Source organism: Pseudomonas sp. MWU16-30317 (genome assembly GCF_020515695.1).
In the GTDB taxonomy this organism is placed as follows: Bacteria; Pseudomonadota; Gammaproteobacteria; order Pseudomonadales; family Pseudomonadaceae; genus Aquipseudomonas.
On sequence record NZ_JAIWJA010000002.1, the window covers coordinates 541474 to 557077 of the forward strand.

Sequence of the window (15604 nt, forward strand, 5' to 3'; positions counted from 1 at the left end):
AGTCGTCTGGAATGCGCCTATGGCCAGCATACAGTGGCAACGTTCCAACCAATCTGTGCTGCTAGGACAAAAATAATGAACGACAGCATTTACAGCAAGATACAAGACAGCCCGCGCTTCAAGGAGCTGGTCTCCAAACGCGAGCGGTTCGCCTGGATTCTTTCAGCGATCATGCTTGGCCTCTACGCCGCTTTCATCCTCCTGATCGCTTATGGCCCACAAGTCATGGGGACCAAGATCAGTGCAGGCTCGTCGATCACCTGGGGGATCCCCATCGGTGTCGGTTTGATCGTCAGCGCTTTCATCCTGACCGCCATTTATGTACGGCGCGCCAACGGTGAATTCGATGACCTCAACAACGAGATCCTCAAGGAGGCGCAACAATGATCCCTGCATCGACCCGTACATTGCTGGCCACATTGGCGCTGGGCGCCATTGCCCCGGTCGCCTCCGCCGCCGATGCCATTACCGGCGCGGTGCAGAAACAACCGCTCAACATTCCCGCGATCATCATGTTCGTGGTGTTCGTCGGTTTCACCCTGTGCATCACTTACTGGGCATCCAAACGCAACAAGTCGGCCGCCGACTATTATGCGGCGGGCGGCAAGATCACCGGTTTCCAGAACGGCCTGGCAATTGCCGGTGACTACATGTCGGCGGCGTCGTTTCTGGGGATTTCCGCACTGGTCTATACCTCGGGTTATGACGGCCTGATCTACTCGATCGGCTTTCTGGTGGGCTGGCCGATCATTCTGTTCCTGATCGCCGAGCGGCTGCGCAACCTGGGCAAGTACACCTTCGCCGACGTGGCCTCGTATCGTCTCAAGCAAAAAGAGATCCGCACTCTGTCGGCCTGTGGCTCGCTGGTGGTGGTGGCGTTCTACCTGATCGCGCAGATGGTCGGTGCCGGCAAGCTGATCCAGCTGTTGTTCGGTCTCGACTATCACGTGGCGGTGATCATGGTCGGTATCCTGATGTGCCTGTACGTGTTGTTCGGCGGCATGCTGGCCACGACCTGGGTGCAGATCATCAAGGCGGTGATGTTGCTGTCCGGTGCGTCGTTCATGGCGCTGATGGTGATGAAGCACGTCAACTTCGACTTCAATGCGCTGTTTTCCGAGGCCATCAAGGTTCACCCCAAAGGCGAGGCGATCATGAGCCCTGGCGGCTTGGTCAAGGATCCGATCTCGGCGTTTTCGCTGGGCCTGGCCTTGATGTTCGGTACTGCCGGCCTGCCGCATATCCTGATGCGCTTCTTCACCGTCAGCGACGCCAAGGAAGCCCGCAAGAGCGTGCTCTACGCCACCGGTTTCATTGGCTACTTCTACATCCTGACCTTCATCATCGGTTTCGGCGCGATCCTGCTGGTCAGCACCAATCCGGCATTCAAGGATGCTGCGGGCGCCTTGCTGGGCGGCAACAACATGGCGGCGATACACCTGGCTGACGCAGTGGGTGGCAGCCTGTTCCTCGGCTTTATCTCGGCGGTGGCCTTCGCTACCATCCTTGCGGTCGTCGCGGGCCTGACGCTGGCCGGTGCCTCGGCGGTGTCCCATGACCTCTACGCCAGCGTGATCAAGAAGGGCAAGGCCAACGACAAGGATGAAATCCGCGTCTCGAAGATCACCACCATCGCTCTCGCGGTGCTGGCGATCGGCCTGGGCATTCTGTTCGAGAGCCAGAACATCGCGTTCATGGTCGGCCTGGCGTTCTCCATCGCCGCCAGCTGCAACTTCCCTGTGCTGCTGCTCTCGATGTATTGGAAGAAGCTCACCACGCGGGGTGCCATGATCGGTGGCTGGATGGGTCTGATCAGCGCCGTGGGCCTGATGATCCTCGGGCCGACCATCTGGGTGTCGATCCTGGGTCACGCCAAGGCGATCTTCCCCTACGAGTACCCGGCGCTGTTCTCGATGATCATTGCCTTTGTCGGCATCTGGTTCTTCTCGATCACCGACAAATCCACTGCCGCTGACGAGGAGCGGGCCAAGTTCTACCCGCAGTTCGTCCGTTCGCAGACCGGTCTGGGCGCGAGTGGAGCGGTTTCTCACTAAGCACATCGCAGGTATGAAAAAGGCAGCCAGATGGCTGCCTTTTTCATTGTGCCTGAACCCTATATCTTCCCGAGCAATACCAGGATCAGCAGGATGATCAAGACGGTACCGATGATACCCGATGGCCCGTAGCCCCAACTTCTGGAGTGCGGGAACACAGGCAGACCGCCCACCAGCAGCAGGATGAGGATGACGATAAGTATGGTGCCCATGGCGACTTCCTTATTTGGACTGTAGTTATGTTCGTCGGTCGGGACATTCATGACCGCTTACCAACTCCGACTCTGGTCTGTGAAAAAAAGTCATTTTATTACTGCACGATATTATTGCAGACGTTCGTCACCCCCTCGCACTCGGTGAGGGTGGGTTCTGCCCGCGCAGCTGTCAGGCGCTTCGCCGCCTGACATGAGGGATATTCAGGCCGTTGATAGTGGATTCGCCACGGCATGCGGGCAGCTAGTCTCGACTCATCAGTCAATGAAGAAGAGGGCGCTGCCCATGCGCATGATGATCACTGGGGCCGGCTCCGGGCTGGGGCGCGAGATCGCCCTGCGCTGGGGCCGTGAGGGTTGGCAGCTGGCGCTGTGCGACCTGAACGAAGCGGGGTTGCAGGAAACCCTGGTTCAGGTCCGCGCCGTTGGCGGAGACGGGTTTGCTCAGTATTGCGATGTGCGCGACTACAGCCAGTTGGTGGCGCTGGCGCAGCGCTGCGAGCAGCAATTCGGCGGCATCGATGTGCTGGTCAACAATGCGGGCGTGGCGTCGGGCGGTTTTTTTGCCGAGCTGTCGCTCGAGGACTGGGACTGGCAGCTGTCGATCAACCTCATGGGCGTGGTCAAGGGTTGCAAGGCCTTCCTGCCGCTGCTGGAACGCAGCCACGGGCGCATCATCAATATCGCCTCCATGGCGGCCCTGATGCAGGGGCCGGGCATGAGCAACTACAACGTCGCCAAGGCCGGGGTGGTGGCGTTGTCGGAGAGCCTGCTGGTGGAGTTGCGCGATGCCCAGGTGGGCGTGCACGTGGTCTGCCCGTCGTTCTTCCAGACAGCGCTGCTGGATTCGTTCCGCGGGCCGACGCCGACGATGAAGGCGCAGGTGGCCAAGTTGCTGGAGAGTTCGCCGATCTCGGCGGCGGACATCGCGGATTACATGTATGCCGAGGTTGCCCGCGGTGCGTTCATGATCCTGCCCCACGAGCAAGGGCGCGCCGCGTGGCAGCTCAAGCAGCGCCAGCCCCAGGCGCTTTATGACGAGATGGCGACCATGGCGACGCGCATGCGCGCTAGAAGCCCAGTTGCTGGTCCAGCCGAATAGCCTCTTGCAGGCCGTCGAGCAGTTTCTTGCGGACCTTGAGCTTGGTGTTGCGGTGCGCCGTCATGTTGATTTTTTTCAGTTGGTGCGCCGCTTTCAGCGCTTCTTCCATCAGCGCCTCGGGCTTGACCACTTTGTCGAAGAATCCGGCATTCAGCGCCGCTGCCGGATCGAACATCTCGGCGTTGATGACGGCGCGCTGGAAGGCCGAGCGACGCAGACGATCGCGGGCCAGTTCGATGCCAGCGTGGTGCATGGTCATGCCGATCATCACTTCGTTGAGGCCGATCTGGAACGGCCCTTCGACACCGATGCGGTAATCGCCGGACAGCAGCAGGAAGGCGCCCTTGGCCACGGCATGGCCGGAGCAGGCGATGATCACCGGATAGGGGTGGGCCAGCAGGCGCCGCGCCAGTGTCGAGCCCGAGGTGACCAGATCCAGAGCCTGCTGCGGGCCGCTGGTCATTACCTTGAGGTCGTAACCGCCCGACAGAATGCCCGGCTGGCCGGTGACGATCACTACGGCTTTGTCCTGCTCGGCCTGATCGAGCGCCTGGTTAAAGGCGGCGATGACTTCAGGCGACAGCGCGTTGACCTTGCCGTTATGCAGGCTCAGGGTGGCAATGCCGTCTTCGAGACGGTAGTCGATCAGCTCGCTCATGACGCGATTCCTTGTTATGAAGTGCAGCAGACGTTACCCACGCAATGGCCTGGCGTAAAGCGCCGTGACTGACTGGGCGGTCACGCTCGTGCATTAGCCTGCGTGCGTCGGGAAATCCCGGCAGGAGGCCAATCGGTATTAACCACATGAAAATTCTGCAAAAAACCTTTGCCATCTGCGGGGCTTTCGAATACATTAGCGCGCCTCGACAGACCTAACGGTTTGCCGAGATACGGTGAAGTGTCCGAGTGGCTGAAGGAGCACGCCTGGAAAGTGTGTATACAAGAAATTGTATCAAGGGTTCGAATCCCTTCTTCACCGCCATATTCGATACGCCCAAAACCCCCGGTAAGCCTTGGCTACCGGGGGTTTTTGGTTTTTGGAGTCGGTTGGGGCAGGGCCGTTTCAACCCCGCCTCAGGCCCCGAAGCCCCCATCGATCGTCAAGCTCGCGCCAGTGATATACCCCGCCTGCGGGCCCGCCAGGTAGGCAACGAAGTCAGCGATTTCCTCAGCAGTACCGTAACGGTCCAACGCCATCAACCCCAGCATCCCCGGAGCCATCTCGCCATCCGCCGGGTTCATGTCGGTGTCCACTGGACCCGGTTGCACGTTGTTGACCGTAATGCCGCGCGGACCGAGGTCGCGCGCCATGCCTTTGACCAGCCCGATCAGGGCCGATTTGCTCATGGCATAGGTGGCGCCGCCAGCGAAGGGCATGCGGTCGGCGTTGGTGCTGCTGATGTTGATGATGCGCCCGCCGTTGCCCATGTGCTGCAAGGCCGCCTGGCTGGCGACGAAGACGCTGCGCACGTTGATGGCCAACGTCTTGTCGAACTCGGCGAGGGACAGGTCTTCGACCGAACCCAGAGCCAGGACGCCGGCGTTGTTGACCAGAATGTCCAGGCCACCAAAGGCTTCAGCGGTGGCGGCGACTGCGCGTTGCACGGCTTGGGCGTCGGCGCTGTCGGCCTGAATGGCCAGGGCCTTGCCGCCGCCGGCGATGAGCTCGTTCTGCAGCGCTTCGGCCTTGGCCGCCGAGCTGACGTAGGTGAAGGCCACGCTGGCGCCATCGGCTACCAGGCGTTTGACGATCGCGGCACCAATGCCGCGGGAGCCGCCTTGGATCAATGCAACCTTGCCGGTAAGACTGGACATGATGTGTCTCCTGAAGTGGGCAGGGCGTGGTGCCCTGGTGTGTGGATGAGTATCGGTGCTGGATTACCTCTCGTGTAGACCCTGATTGGCATGTTCTGTGTAAACTTGAAGTTTATAATCGGCGAGCAGCCCTAAGCTGCCTGGGACTGGGAGTCTAGTCGTGGAAAACTTCGGCAGCATTGAAAGCTTCATTCGCAGCGCCGAAGCCGGCAGCTTTGCCGAGGCCGCGCGGCGGCTGAGCCTCACGCCAGCGGCGGTCGGCAAGAACGTCGCCGGTCTGGAAGCGCGCCTTGGCGTGCGGCTGTTCCTGCGCAGTACCCGGCGCTTGACCCTGACCGAGGCCGGCCAACGTTTCCTGGCGGAAGTGAGTGGCAGTTTTGCCATTATCCAGAACGCCGTGGCCAACCTGGCGAGCGCCGAAGGGCAGCCGGTGGGCACCCTCAAGGTCAGCATGGGCCTGGTGTTCGGGCGTTTGTACATCGTGCCGCTGTTGGCGGCATTTCTGGCGCGCTACCCGGGCATCAGCGCCGATTGGCATTTCGATAACCGCCAGGTCGACTTGATCGGGCAGGGCTTCGATGCGGCCATCGGTGGCGGTTTCGAGTTGCCACCCGGCGTCGTGGCGCGCAAGTTGGCGCCGGCGCATCGCATTCTGGTTGCCGCCCCCAGGTATTTACAGCGCCATGGCGGCTTGACGCATCCCGATGACCTGCACGCCGCCGACGGTATCCTCATCCGTTCGCCGCAGACTGGCCGGGTGCGCAATTGGCCGCTGACTCACCGGACTCAGGAGCAATGCCCGCTGCGCCTGAACCCGCGCATGACCATGAGCGACTCCGAGGCGGCCTGCGCGGCGGCGGAGCAGGGGCTGGGCATCGCCTTGGTAAGCATGCCGTTCGCCTTGCCTTACTTTGAGCGCCATAGCCTGGTGAGGGTCTTGCCGGATTGGTACGTAGACGATGGCAACATCTCGCTGTACTACGCCGAGCACAAGCTGCTGCCCGGCAAGACCCGCGCCTTCGTCGACTTTGTGATCGAGCAGTTCAAGGCGCAGGGCTTGTATCAGCGCTTCAGCGCGGTGTAAGGCGCTCAGGAGATCCCGATGATTTCCGAATGCTGAAGACTGTTGCCGATGCGAACACTCACCTCATCACCCGCGAATTTGCCCAGTAACGCCATGCCCAACGGCGCGAGGGGCGTGATCACGGTCACGATTGCGCCATCGAGCCTCAGCGTGAGCCCGGCGGCGTCGGGGCCGAGGAAGACTTGTTGGCGCTCGCCGTGGGTGTTCTCCAGATCGATCAGCGCGCCGACCTGGATACCTACCGCAGCGTCGTAGTCGCGCAGTGTCAGGCCTTGATACTTCAGCAGCGCCTGGCGGATTTCTTCGGTGCGGCGCGCCTGCCCCGTGGCCAGGTAGGAGGCTTCGAGGCCCAAAGTATCGTATTTGTTTTCGGCGACGTTTTCCTCGTGCGTCGCGGTTTCGTAGGCGGTCTGCGCGGCGCGCTGAGCAATATCGAGGTTACGCGCCAGGGTCGCGGTGATCAGTTCGAGCAGTTGCGTTTTAGCCATGGTCAGTTGCAAAACATCAGTACGTTGCCGCGGCTCTTGTCGCTGGGCGCGGTTTGCGCCTGCTGCAACCAGAACTGGCACTTGGGGTTGGCGAAATTATCCGGGTTGCGCCGCGCCTGCTCCACCGCATCAGAAGTTTCCTGACGGCTGAGGTTCTCCTGATACTGCTCGAACATGTGGTTCTGAGTGGCCAGGGCGGGATCGCTGGGGATGGCTGGCAGGGCCGGAGCCTGGGGCTGGCGAATGCTCTGCGGGGTGGTGAGGTTGCTGATTGCGGCGGGCGCCTCGATCGGCGTGTACAGGGTCTTGTAGATCAGCCAGGCACTCAGGCCCAAGGCCATGAAGCCTAGCCAGATGCCCAGGGCGATGATCAGGACCAGGCGCAGGGGGCGTCTGGAGCGCACAGGCAACTCGCGGCTTTTGCTGAGAACAGGCATGACAGCCTCCTGGCGTTGGCGTGGATTGCAGGCTGGAACCGGCGTGCGGGGCTACGTCTGTGGACCCGCTGCCCGGCGTGCAGTTCGGTGAATACAGCATGAAACCTGTTGACGTAAAACATTGTTGCACGGGTGGCGGCTCGATTATCTGCTTTGCTGCTGTTGTCGACACGCAAAACTGCGGACAATGCGCGGTTTGGCTTACTGGGCCGATTTTCCGAGCCGATCGATCGTCTCAAGGGAACAGCATAATTGGTGTCTGACATGAAAGCTTCCTGGGATATCTTTTGCAGCGTCGTCGATAACTACGGAGACATCGGCGTGACCTGGCGCCTGGCCCGTCAGTTGGTGGCCGAACATGACCTGCAGGTGCGCCTCTGGGTGGATGATCTGGCCTCGTTCGTGCCCCTGTGTCCGACGGCCGATCCGCAGGCGGCGCAGCAATGGCAGGCGGGCGTCGACGTGCGTCAGTGGCCATCGGTGTGGCAGAGGGTCGAGATGCCTGACGTGGTGATCGAAGCCTTCGCCTGCAAGCTGCCGGTGGATTATGTCGATGCCATGGCCCGATCCACCCCGGTGCGCCTGTGGCTCAATCTGGATTACCTGAGTGCCGAAGAGTGGGTGGGCGGTTGCCACGGACTGCCGTCGCTGAAAACCGCTGGCTACCAGAAGTATTTTTTCTTCCCGGGGTTTCAAGCCGATACCGGCGGGTTGTTGCGCGAAGCGGGCTTGCTCGACCAGCGTCGCCAATGGCAGCAGGATCCGGCCAGGCGACAGGCCTTCCTGGCACAGTGGGGTGTGTACGTAGCCGCCGAGGCGCGATTGATGTCGTTGTTTGCCTACGAGCATCCCCAGATACCCGGATGGTTGCAGGCCCTGGCCGAGGATTCGCGGCCGACCCATCTGCTGGTACCCCGTGGGCGAGTGCTGGGTGACGTCGAGCGCTGGCTCGGCGACGGGCCATTGCTGCTTGACGAACCCCGCCAATGTGGGGCGCTGACCCTGCAGTTGATGCCGTTCGTCAGTCAGAATGACTACGATCGCTTGCTCTGGTGCTGCGACTTCAATGCTGTGCGCGGCGAAGATTCCTTTGTTCGCGCGCAGTGGGCGGGGCGACCACTGGTCTGGCATATCTACAAGCAGGAGGAGTATGCCCACTGGGAAAAGCTCGAAGCCTTTCTGGCCCTCTACACTCAAGGGCTTGGGCCCGCTGCCGAGGCCGCGACGCTGAGTTTCTGGCGGGCCTGGAACATGGAACAGGACATCGCCGAGAGCTGGCGGCAGATGCTGGCCAACTGGCCAGAGCTGACGACCCATGCTCAAGCCTGGAGCGATGAAAAGGCCCGCCAGGCGGATCTTGCCATGGCGCTGGTGCAGTTTCATCGAAATTGGCTATGATATGCGGCCTGGAATTTTGTAATCCCCACCCTATTCGGAAGTTTGTAATGAAAACTGGTAAAGAGCTGAAACCCGGCACCGTGATCCGTCTCGAAAACGATCCTTGGTTGGTGCAGAAAGCCGAATTCACCAAATCCGGTCGTAACAGCGCGATCATGAAGACCAAGCTGAAGAACCTGCTGACCGGCTACAAGACTGAAATCGTCTACAGCGCCGATGACAAGCTGGACGACGTGATCCTGGACCGCAAGGAAGCCACCCTGTCTTTCATCAGCGGTGACACCTACACGTTCATGGACACCACCGACTACACCATGTACGAGCTGAACGCCGAAGACATCGAATCGGTTCTGCCATTCGTTGAAGAAGGTATGACCGACGTCTGCGAAGCCGTATTCTTCGAAGACCGCCTGGTATCCGTCGAACTGCCGACCACCATCGTCCGTGTCGTCGACTACACCGAAGGCTCCGCTCGCGGCGACACTTCGGGCAAGGTCATGAAGCCTGCCAAGCTGGCCAACGGCACTGAGCTGAGCGTTGCCGACTTCATCGAAATCGGTGACCGCATCGAGATCGACACCCGCGAAGGCGGTTCGTACAAAGGTCGCGCCAAGTAATTGCGGACCCGTTGACTGATAACGCCCTGGCGAATCAGCGCACACAAAAAACCCGACGCGAGTCGGGTTTTTTTATGAGCGCTGAAAACCGAACGTCAGACGCTGACGTGCAGGCGTACATCGACATTGCCGCGGGTGGCGTTGGAGTACGGACACACTTTGTGGGCAGCGTCCACCAGGCTCTGCGCCTGGTCTTGAGTCAGGCCGGGCAGGCTGATGCGCAGATCGATGTCGAGGCCGAAACCGCCTTCGATCTGGCCGATGCCGACTTCAGCGGTGATTGCTGTATCGGCCGGCAGAGCGGCTTTGGTTTGACCGGCAACGAACTTCAGTGCGCCGATGAAGCAAGCCGAGTAGCCCGCCGCGAACAGCTGCTCAGGGTTGGTGGCCGCGCCGCCGGCACCGCCCAGTTCCTTGGGGGTGGCCAGTTTGACGTCAAGGATGCTGTCGCTGGAAACGGCACGGCCGTCGCGGCCACCGGTGGCGGTTACAGTAGCGGTATAGAGCGTTTTCATGGATTAGTCCTCAGTCGTGAGTGTCTGGTTCAGGGCGGGCTCGCCCTTGGGTACGAAATAAATGTATCGCGCTAATATTTAATGCGCAAGATAAAAAATCAAGATTGCCGACGAATGGTCGGCCTTCTCTTACTGGTTTATAGGCTGCCCTGCAGGTGACCACGTAGCCCCAGCAGCTGCTTTTGCAACGCTTGCAGTTGTTCGACCGTCATGCCACTGGCGCTGAGGATGCACTGCGGCACTTCCTGGGCGCGGGTCTGCAACGCGCGTCCCTGTTCAGTAAGCTTGACGATCACCACGCGCTCGTCGTCCTTGCTGCGGGTGCGGCTCAGCAGGCCTTCGGATTCCAGGCGCTTGAGCAACGGCGTCAGCGAACCCGGGTCGGTCAGCAGGCGGGTGCTGATTTCACCCACGGTGAGGCCTTCCTGTTCCCACAGCACCATCATGGCCAGGTATTGCGGGTAGGTGAGGCCCAGTGCCTGCAACAAGGGCTTGTAAACCTTGGTCATCAGCAACGAGGTTGAATACAGGGCGAAGCACAACTGGTTGTCGAGCAGCAGGTCCTCGCAAGGTGCCGAGGTCTCGGGTGCAGCAGGAGAGTTCGCGCTCATACGGATCCTTGTTTCAGTGGTACGCGCATATTTAGCGTTCTTGGTTTTAATGTTGCAGCTCATTGAAAGCGCCGCCATGGGTCTCGGGCGGTGATTGTAAATTTCGAACCGTAAAGTCTGTGAGAGTTCGTTCGAGTTTGCGCGCCATTATCCGGCGCGCTGAAAATGCTCACCCCAATGCCCTGATCGCTACAGCTTGAAGCCCTCGGCGATGTGATCGGCCAGGCATTCGGTCATGGGAGATTGAGTCGCCGGGTTGCGCAATAACATGATGTTGGCGGTGGGCAGCAGGGGCAGGCCTTCGCGTTCGCCGAGGATGCGCATGTCTGCGGGTATCAAGCTCTGTAGCTGCGCAGTCACTGCCAGGCCAGCGCTGACCACGGCCATGATCGCCGAAAGACTCGGGCTGGAGTAGGCGATCCGGTAGGGCTTGTCGCCGGCATCCAGGGCATTGCACGCCCACTCGCGGCAAAAACAGTCGGTGTTGAACATCGCCAGCGGCATCGGCTGCTGTTCGTGGGGGGCGAAGCCATTGGCCTCGGCCCAGACAAAGCGCTCATGGCGCAGTAACTGGCCGATCTCGCTCCCCGGCCTGCGGGTGACGATGGTCAGGTCCAGATCGTTGCGCTGGAGCAGCTGTGTCGAGGTTTCGCAATGGACTTCGACCTGAACCAACGGGTAGGCCTGAGCGAACCCCGATAGAATCCCGGGCAAAAAACGCATGGCGTAATCATCCGGCGTGCCGACGCGCACGGTGCCGACCATGTGCGGCTCGCGCAGGGTAGTAAACACCTCGCTGTGCAGCTTGAGAATGCGTCGAGCGTAGCCGAGGAGGATCTGGCCCTCGGCGGTCAAGCGTAGCTGGCGGCCATCGCGCTCGAACAACTGGCGCTGCAGAACGTCTTCTTCCAGCCGCTTCATCTGCATGCTGACGGCGGACTGGGTGCGATTGATTTTTTCTCCGGCCTTGGTGAAGCCGCCTTCATCGGCAATCGCCACAAAGGTGCGCAGCACTTCGGAGTCGATGCTCTGATACTGGGACATGGATCAATCTCCGAGATGTATTGCATAAAAAACATTCGTTGGATTGATCTTATCCGCAGCCGGACACTGATGCCATCCCAACTGGAGAGCGCAATGATGAAAGGTCAACGTGGATTCGTGCAGGTCGAGACCAGAGAGTGCGGCGATGTTCCGCGCCAATCCCGCTGGAAGGCGCTCTGCCAGCGCATGGCGCGTTGGTATCAGCTTGGCCAGCAGCGCCGCACCCTGGCGGCCCTCAGCGACAGCGCGCTGAAGGATCTTGGCCTGAGTCGCGCCGATATTCATGATGAGAGTGAGCGGCCGTTCTGGGATGATCCGCTGAAAAAATGACACAATCGTTTTTTTGATCGTGCCGAGCGAGCTGGTGGAAGACATCCCTGAGTCCGATAACATCCCTGAACAAGCCCCGCGCGAGCGCATCGAGCGGGTATTGGCCGAAGTCCATGATGCCTATGGCATGATCCGCGTGCTGGAAGTCGAGGATTATCGTTTCCTCGAATTCGGCGATGCCATCGAGCAAAGTTGCGTGTTCACCGCCGATCCCAGCTGGCTGGAATATGACTACACGCGCGCCATGCTGATTGGTGCGCTCTGTCATCAGGCGCCGGAAAGCGCGCTGTTCCTTGGCCTGGGCGCCGGCACCTTGACCCAGGCGTGCCTGAAGTTCCTGCCGCTCGAGGACGTCGAATGCATCGAACTGCGCCCCGATGTACCGCGGCTTGCCCTGGAATATCTGGGGCTCGACGATGATCCGCGGCTGTACCTGCGGGTCGGCGACGCCCTAGAGCTACTGCCGAGCGCGGAGCCGGCGGATTTGATCTTCGTCGACCTGTACACCGACCATGGCCCAGGCGTCGGGCATCTGGCCTGGCGGTTTCTGGAAGATTGCCAGAAGCACCTCAACCCCGGTGGCTGGCTGGTCATCAATCAGTGGGCGGGCGATGACGGCAAGCCGCTGGGCGCGGCGCTGCTGCGTGGCCTGTATCACCGGCATTACTGGGAGTGCCCGGTGACCGAGGGCAATGTGATCCTGATCATCCCGGCCGATCTGGAACAGCACCTGGATTTCGACGGGTTGCGGGCGAGGGCGACGGCCTTGGCGCCGCAGTTGGGGTATTCACTGGATCGACTGATCAATGCGGTGCGTCCGGCGAGCTGATCCCTGGCACTCTTCGCGGGCGTGACGATGGCCGCCGACGATCGGTCGGTGTTGCCGGCTTAAACGATTTAGCCCGCTAGCAGGCGGCTCAGGGCCTCGACGCCGCAGGGGATATTCCCACGCCGGCTGCGCCAAGGTTCGCGTGGCGCTGACGGCAATAAAAAACTCTCACGTAACAGCCGATTTCAGGTATAGTGCGCGCCGGTCTTTAACAGGGCCGCGTTCAGGTAGCGTAATACACCGACACACAGCTTTTGCTGTGTTCGCATTGCGAACATCTCCCTGACGATTCTTTCATTCAATCGTTTTCGCAAATCCCCGCCGACAAAGCTGCCAGGGTGACTCTCGAGTCTTACACGGCATGCGCAGCTTTGGAGCATGGGTCTTTGCGGATGCACTTAGAGGCAGACCCATGACCCAGGAAACCGGCGGCTTCGCCAGTCTCGGACTTCACCCCACTATTGTTGCAGCCGTCGTCGCGACTGGCTACGAAGAGCCTTCGGCTATTCAGCATCAATCGATCCCGATCATTCTCGCCGGTCATGACATGATCGGCCAGGCACAGACAGGTACCGGCAAGACTGCCGCCTTTGCTCTGCCTATTCTGAGCCTTATCGACCCGAGCAAGCGCGAGCCGCAAGCCCTGATCCTGGCGCCAACCCGCGAGTTGGCGCTGCAAGTAGCAACCGCATTCGAAACCTATGCCAAGCAGATGCCTGGCGTAACCGTGGTTGCAGTATATGGCGGCGCCCCGATGGGCCCGCAGTTGAAAGCTATCCGCAACGGCGCGCAAATCGTCGTCGCGACCCCGGGTCGTCTGTGTGACCACCTGCGTCGTGATGAAAAAGTCCTGGCCACGGTTAATCACCTGGTCCTCGACGAAGCCGACGAAATGCTCAAGCTGGGCTTCATGGATGACCTGGAAGTCATCTTCAAGGCCATGCCTGAAACTCGCCAGACCGTACTGTTCTCGGCAACTTTGCCGCAGTCGATCCGTGCGATCGCCGAGCGTCACCTGAAAGACCCGAAACACGTCAAGATCCAGACCAAGACGCAAACCGTTACCGCGATCGAGCAGGCTCACCTGTTGGTTCACGCTGACCAGAAGACCTCCGCTGTCCTGCGTTTGCTGGAAGTGGAAGAATTCGACGCGCTGATCGCCTTCGTGCGCACCAAGCAAGCCACCCTTGACCTCGCCAGTGCGCTGGAAGCGAAAGGCTACAAGGCGGCCGCGCTGAACGGTGACATCGCCCAGAATCAACGTGAGCGTGTAATCGAATCCCTCAAGGATGGCCGTCTGGACATCGTCGTCGCTACCGACGTCGCTGCCCGTGGTCTGGATGTACCGCGCATCACTCACGTGTTCAACGTCGACATGCCGTACGATCCAGAGTCCTACGTGCACCGTATCGGCCGTACTGGCCGTGCCGGTCGCGAAGGTCGCGCTCTGTTGCTGGTGACTCCACGTGAGCGCCGCATGCTGCAAGTGATCGAGCGTGTAACTGGTCAAAAGGTTGCCGAAGTTCGCCTGCCAGATGCTCAGGCCGTTCTCGATGCCCGCATCAAGAAACTGACCAACAGCCTGGCGCCGCTGGTTGCCGATGCTGAAGAGACTCACGGTGATCTGCTCGATCGTCTGACCGCTGATATCGGTTGCAGCCCGCGTGCCTTGGCCGCTGCGCTGCTGCGCAAGGCCACCAATGGCCAAGCGCTGACCCTGGGTGCAGTCGAGAAGGAGCAGCCACTGGTTCCGACCAGCGCTCCTCGCGAACGCACCTCGGGTGATCGTCCTGAGCGTGGTGATCGTGAGCGTCGCGCGCCTGTGCCTTTGGGCGAAGGCCGTGCACGTTGCCGTACCGCACTGGGTGCTCGCGACGGTATCGCCGCGAAGAACCTGCTGGGTGCCATCCTCAACGAAGGCGGCCTGGCCCGCGAAGCGATCGGCCGCATCCAGGTGCGCGATAGCTTCAGCCTGGTCGAGTTGCCGGAAGATGGCCTCGAGAAGCTGCTGAGCAAGCTCAAGGACACTCGTGTTGCCGGTAAGCAGTTGAAGCTGCGCCGTTATCGCGAAGACTGATTCCTGGTGAATCAGTGAGCTGAAACAAAAAATCCCCGATCAGTGATGATCGGGGATTTTTTTATGCCTGGACGTTTATCTGTGTAGCGTTGGTCAGTCGAAGCGGTAGATGTCCATGCCCAGCGCGCCCAAGGTGAACCCTTGATGGGCGATGCTGAAGCGCTCACCAGCACCATAGGCGAAGTAGAGGGGCAGCAGATGCTCGTCGCTCGGGTGATTTCGCACCGCGTGCGGGGCCCGCTGGCGATAATCCAGCAAGGCTTCGCGGTCCTCGGTATTGAGCTTGTCGACCATCCAGTCGCGAAATTCCAGCGCCCACGGTGTAGCCAGATCCGGGCCGGCCTGCCAGCTCAGCTCGCGCAGGTTGTGGGTAATGCTGCCAGAGCCGATCAGCAATACGTCCTGATCACGCAGCTGCGCGAGGATCTGCCCGACTCGCGCCTGCAGCGCAGGGCCTTCCCGGCTAGGCAGTGACACCTGAACCACTGGGATGTCGGCGTCGGGGTACATCAGCGACAGCGGCACCCAGGCGCCATGGTCGAAGGGGCGGGTAGGGTCCAGGCGCGCAGGCAGGCCGGCGTCGATGAGCAGCCGCGCGACTTCGGCGGCCAAGGCTGGCTGCCCTGGCGCCGGATACTGGACTGCAAACAGCGCGGGTGGAAAGCCACCGAAGTCATGCCAGGTCTCGGGGTGTTCGCCGCTGGCGACCAGCAGTTCGCGGCTTTCCCAATGCGCCGATACCAGCACGATCGCTTTCGGGCGCGGCAGCTCGGCGGCCAATCTTGCGAGGGCAGGGCCGCTGGCGCCCGGTTCGAGCGCCAGCATAGGTGAGCCGTGGGAAATGAACAGGCTGGGTAGCATGGCCGTGGTCCTGGAGTTGAGATAGGACTATCTTGGCGCAGGTGATTGATCAGAATCCAATATAAGTTTTGCGAGTGTCCTATCGGATTATCCGATTCAACCGCTTGTGTAACGAGGAGGTTTGCTCTCG

The 15604-nt window shown here is 60.7% G+C and carries 17 protein-coding genes, 1 tRNA gene and 1 pseudogene; 10 read left to right on the forward strand and 9 right to left on the reverse strand.

Going from position 1 to position 15604, the window contains the following annotated elements:
- Positions 1-75: 75 nt before the first annotated feature.
- Both LIX93_RS07250 and LIX93_RS07255 read left to right on the forward strand, forming a co-directional pair.
- Positions 76-387, forward strand: coding sequence for a DUF485 domain-containing protein (locus tag LIX93_RS07250; protein WP_226503332.1), 312 nt, complete (start codon positions 76-78; stop codon positions 385-387).
- Entirely contained in the window at positions 384-2054 is a 1671-nt protein-coding gene (locus LIX93_RS07255; RefSeq protein ID WP_226503333.1) for a cation acetate symporter, read from the forward strand. The genes LIX93_RS07250 and LIX93_RS07255 overlap by 4 nt, the downstream gene beginning before the upstream one ends.
- A gap of 59 nt (positions 2055-2113) precedes the next feature.
- Here the strand turns inward: LIX93_RS07255 and LIX93_RS07260 are convergent, their stop codons facing one another.
- On the reverse strand, positions 2114-2266 hold the full coding sequence (locus tag LIX93_RS07260; protein WP_226503334.1) for a DUF3309 family protein: 153 nt from the start codon (positions 2264-2266) through the stop codon (positions 2114-2116).
- 280 nt (positions 2267-2546) lie between these two features.
- Here LIX93_RS07260 and LIX93_RS07265 point away from each other — a divergent pair, with 280 nt between their 5' ends.
- A complete protein-coding gene (locus tag LIX93_RS07265; RefSeq protein WP_226503690.1) occupies positions 2547-3368 on the forward strand; it encodes an SDR family oxidoreductase in 822 nt (273 codons plus the stop codon).
- Here LIX93_RS07265 and LIX93_RS07270 read toward each other — a convergent pair.
- Complete coding sequence (locus tag LIX93_RS07270) at positions 3337-4026, reverse strand: crotonase/enoyl-CoA hydratase family protein (RefSeq protein WP_226503335.1); 690 nt, start codon at positions 4024-4026, stop codon at positions 3337-3339. The genes LIX93_RS07265 and LIX93_RS07270 overlap by 32 nt on opposite strands.
- Before the next feature lie 234 nt (positions 4027-4260).
- Between LIX93_RS07270 and LIX93_RS07275 the strand changes: the two genes are divergently transcribed.
- A tRNA-Ser gene (locus tag LIX93_RS07275) sits at positions 4261-4350 on the forward strand.
- A 92-nt stretch (positions 4351-4442) separates the two neighbouring features.
- Here the strand turns inward: LIX93_RS07275 and LIX93_RS07280 are convergent.
- Entirely contained in the window at positions 4443-5183 is a 741-nt protein-coding gene (locus tag LIX93_RS07280) for a 3-oxoacyl-ACP reductase family protein (protein ID WP_226503336.1), read from the reverse strand.
- Positions 5184-5343: 160 nt separating this feature from the next.
- On the opposite strand from LIX93_RS07280, the gene LIX93_RS07285 reads away from it, so the two are divergent.
- Positions 5344-6267 carry a LysR family transcriptional regulator gene (locus LIX93_RS07285; protein WP_226503337.1) on the forward strand — a complete coding sequence of 308 codons (924 nt, stop codon included), beginning with the start codon at positions 5344-5346 and terminating at the stop codon, positions 6265-6267.
- A gap of 5 nt (positions 6268-6272) precedes the next feature.
- Here LIX93_RS07285 and LIX93_RS07290 read toward each other — a convergent pair whose 3' ends face one another.
- Both LIX93_RS07290 and LIX93_RS07295 read right to left on the reverse strand, forming a co-directional pair.
- Positions 6273-6755, reverse strand: coding sequence for a GreA/GreB family elongation factor (locus tag LIX93_RS07290; RefSeq protein WP_226503338.1), 483 nt, complete (start codon positions 6753-6755; stop codon positions 6273-6275).
- 2 nt (positions 6756-6757) lie between these two features.
- The gene (locus LIX93_RS07295) at positions 6758-7192 is read right to left on the reverse strand and encodes a hypothetical protein (RefSeq protein WP_226503339.1); all 435 of its coding nucleotides are present in this window, start codon (positions 7190-7192) and stop codon (positions 6758-6760) included.
- A 264-nt stretch (positions 7193-7456) separates the two neighbouring features.
- Between LIX93_RS07295 and earP the strand changes: the two genes are divergently transcribed.
- Both earP and LIX93_RS07305 read left to right on the forward strand, forming a co-directional pair.
- A complete protein-coding gene (gene earP, locus LIX93_RS07300) occupies positions 7457-8590 on the forward strand; it encodes an elongation factor P maturation arginine rhamnosyltransferase EarP (RefSeq protein WP_226503340.1) in 1134 nt (377 codons plus the stop codon).
- Between the two features lie 47 nt (positions 8591-8637).
- Positions 8638-9207, forward strand: a complete 570-nt coding sequence (locus tag LIX93_RS07305) for an elongation factor P (protein WP_226503341.1) — start codon at positions 8638-8640, stop codon at positions 9205-9207.
- A 95-nt stretch (positions 9208-9302) separates the two neighbouring features.
- Here the strand turns inward: LIX93_RS07305 and LIX93_RS07310 are convergent, their stop codons facing one another.
- From LIX93_RS07310 to LIX93_RS07320, 3 genes are all read right to left on the reverse strand, one after another.
- Positions 9303-9722 (reverse strand): organic hydroperoxide resistance protein, encoded by a 420-nt coding sequence (locus LIX93_RS07310; RefSeq protein WP_226503342.1) that lies wholly within the window; start codon positions 9720-9722, stop codon positions 9303-9305.
- 137 nt (positions 9723-9859) lie between these two features.
- Positions 9860-10333 carry a MarR family transcriptional regulator gene (locus tag LIX93_RS07315; RefSeq protein WP_226503343.1) on the reverse strand — a complete coding sequence of 158 codons (474 nt, stop codon included), beginning with the start codon at positions 10331-10333 and terminating at the stop codon, positions 9860-9862.
- A gap of 189 nt (positions 10334-10522) precedes the next feature.
- Complete coding sequence (locus LIX93_RS07320) at positions 10523-11377, reverse strand: LysR substrate-binding domain-containing protein (protein WP_226503344.1); 855 nt, start codon at positions 11375-11377, stop codon at positions 10523-10525.
- A 93-nt stretch (positions 11378-11470) separates the two neighbouring features.
- Between LIX93_RS07320 and LIX93_RS07325 the strand changes: the two genes are divergently transcribed.
- The 3 genes and pseudogenes from LIX93_RS07325 to LIX93_RS07335 all read left to right on the forward strand — a co-directional run bounded on the left by LIX93_RS07325 (position 11471) and on the right by LIX93_RS07335 (position 14613).
- On the forward strand, positions 11471-11707 hold the full coding sequence (locus tag LIX93_RS07325) for a DUF1127 domain-containing protein (RefSeq protein ID WP_311969146.1): 237 nt from the start codon (positions 11471-11473) through the stop codon (positions 11705-11707).
- A 127-nt stretch (positions 11708-11834) separates the two neighbouring features.
- Complete coding sequence (locus tag LIX93_RS07330) at positions 11835-12536, forward strand: spermidine synthase (RefSeq protein WP_226503691.1); 702 nt, start codon at positions 11835-11837, stop codon at positions 12534-12536.
- Positions 12537-12914: 378 nt separating this feature from the next.
- A pseudogene (locus tag LIX93_RS07335) lies at positions 12915-14613 on the forward strand (DEAD/DEAH box helicase).
- A gap of 93 nt (positions 14614-14706) precedes the next feature.
- Here the strand turns inward: LIX93_RS07335 and LIX93_RS07340 are convergent.
- Positions 14707-15474 carry a class III extradiol ring-cleavage dioxygenase gene (locus tag LIX93_RS07340; RefSeq protein ID WP_226503346.1) on the reverse strand — a complete coding sequence of 256 codons (768 nt, stop codon included), beginning with the start codon at positions 15472-15474 and terminating at the stop codon, positions 14707-14709.
- Positions 15475-15604: the final 130 nt, after the last annotated feature.

Bases quoted from the DNA above. Each gene is read 5' to 3' on its own strand.
- LIX93_RS07260 (WP_226503334.1), bottom strand. From the start codon at position 2,266: ATGGGCACCATACTTATCGTCATCCTCATCCTGCTGCTGGTGGGCGGT.
- LIX93_RS07280 (WP_226503336.1), bottom strand. From the start codon at position 5,183: ATGTCCAGTCTTACCGGCAAGGTTGCATTGATCCAAGGCGGCTCCCGC.
- LIX93_RS07315 (WP_226503343.1), bottom strand. From the start codon at position 10,333: ATGAGCGCGAACTCTCCTGCTGCACCCGAGACCTCGGCACCTTGCGAG.
- LIX93_RS07320 (WP_226503344.1), bottom strand. From the start codon at position 11,377: ATGTCCCAGTATCAGAGCATCGACTCCGAAGTGCTGCGCACCTTTGTG.
- LIX93_RS07295 (WP_226503339.1), bottom strand. From the start codon at position 7,192: ATGCCTGTTCTCAGCAAAAGCCGCGAGTTGCCTGTGCGCTCCAGACGC.
- LIX93_RS07340 (WP_226503346.1), bottom strand. From the start codon at position 15,474: ATGCTACCCAGCCTGTTCATTTCCCACGGCTCACCTATGCTGGCGCTC.
- LIX93_RS07325 (WP_311969146.1), top strand. From the start codon at position 11,471: ATGATGAAAGGTCAACGTGGATTCGTGCAGGTCGAGACCAGAGAGTGC.
- LIX93_RS07330 (WP_226503691.1), top strand. From the start codon at position 11,835: ATGATCCGCGTGCTGGAAGTCGAGGATTATCGTTTCCTCGAATTCGGC.
- earP (WP_226503340.1), top strand. From the start codon at position 7,457: ATGAAAGCTTCCTGGGATATCTTTTGCAGCGTCGTCGATAACTACGGA.
- LIX93_RS07290 (WP_226503338.1), bottom strand. From the start codon at position 6,755: ATGGCTAAAACGCAACTGCTCGAACTGATCACCGCGACCCTGGCGCGT.
- LIX93_RS07305 (WP_226503341.1), top strand. From the start codon at position 8,638: ATGAAAACTGGTAAAGAGCTGAAACCCGGCACCGTGATCCGTCTCGAA.
- LIX93_RS07310 (WP_226503342.1), bottom strand. From the start codon at position 9,722: ATGAAAACGCTCTATACCGCTACTGTAACCGCCACCGGTGGCCGCGAC.
- LIX93_RS07250 (WP_226503332.1), top strand. From the start codon at position 76: ATGAACGACAGCATTTACAGCAAGATACAAGACAGCCCGCGCTTCAAG.
- LIX93_RS07255 (WP_226503333.1), top strand. From the start codon at position 384: ATGATCCCTGCATCGACCCGTACATTGCTGGCCACATTGGCGCTGGGC.
- LIX93_RS07270 (WP_226503335.1), bottom strand. From the start codon at position 4,026: ATGAGCGAGCTGATCGACTACCGTCTCGAAGACGGCATTGCCACCCTG.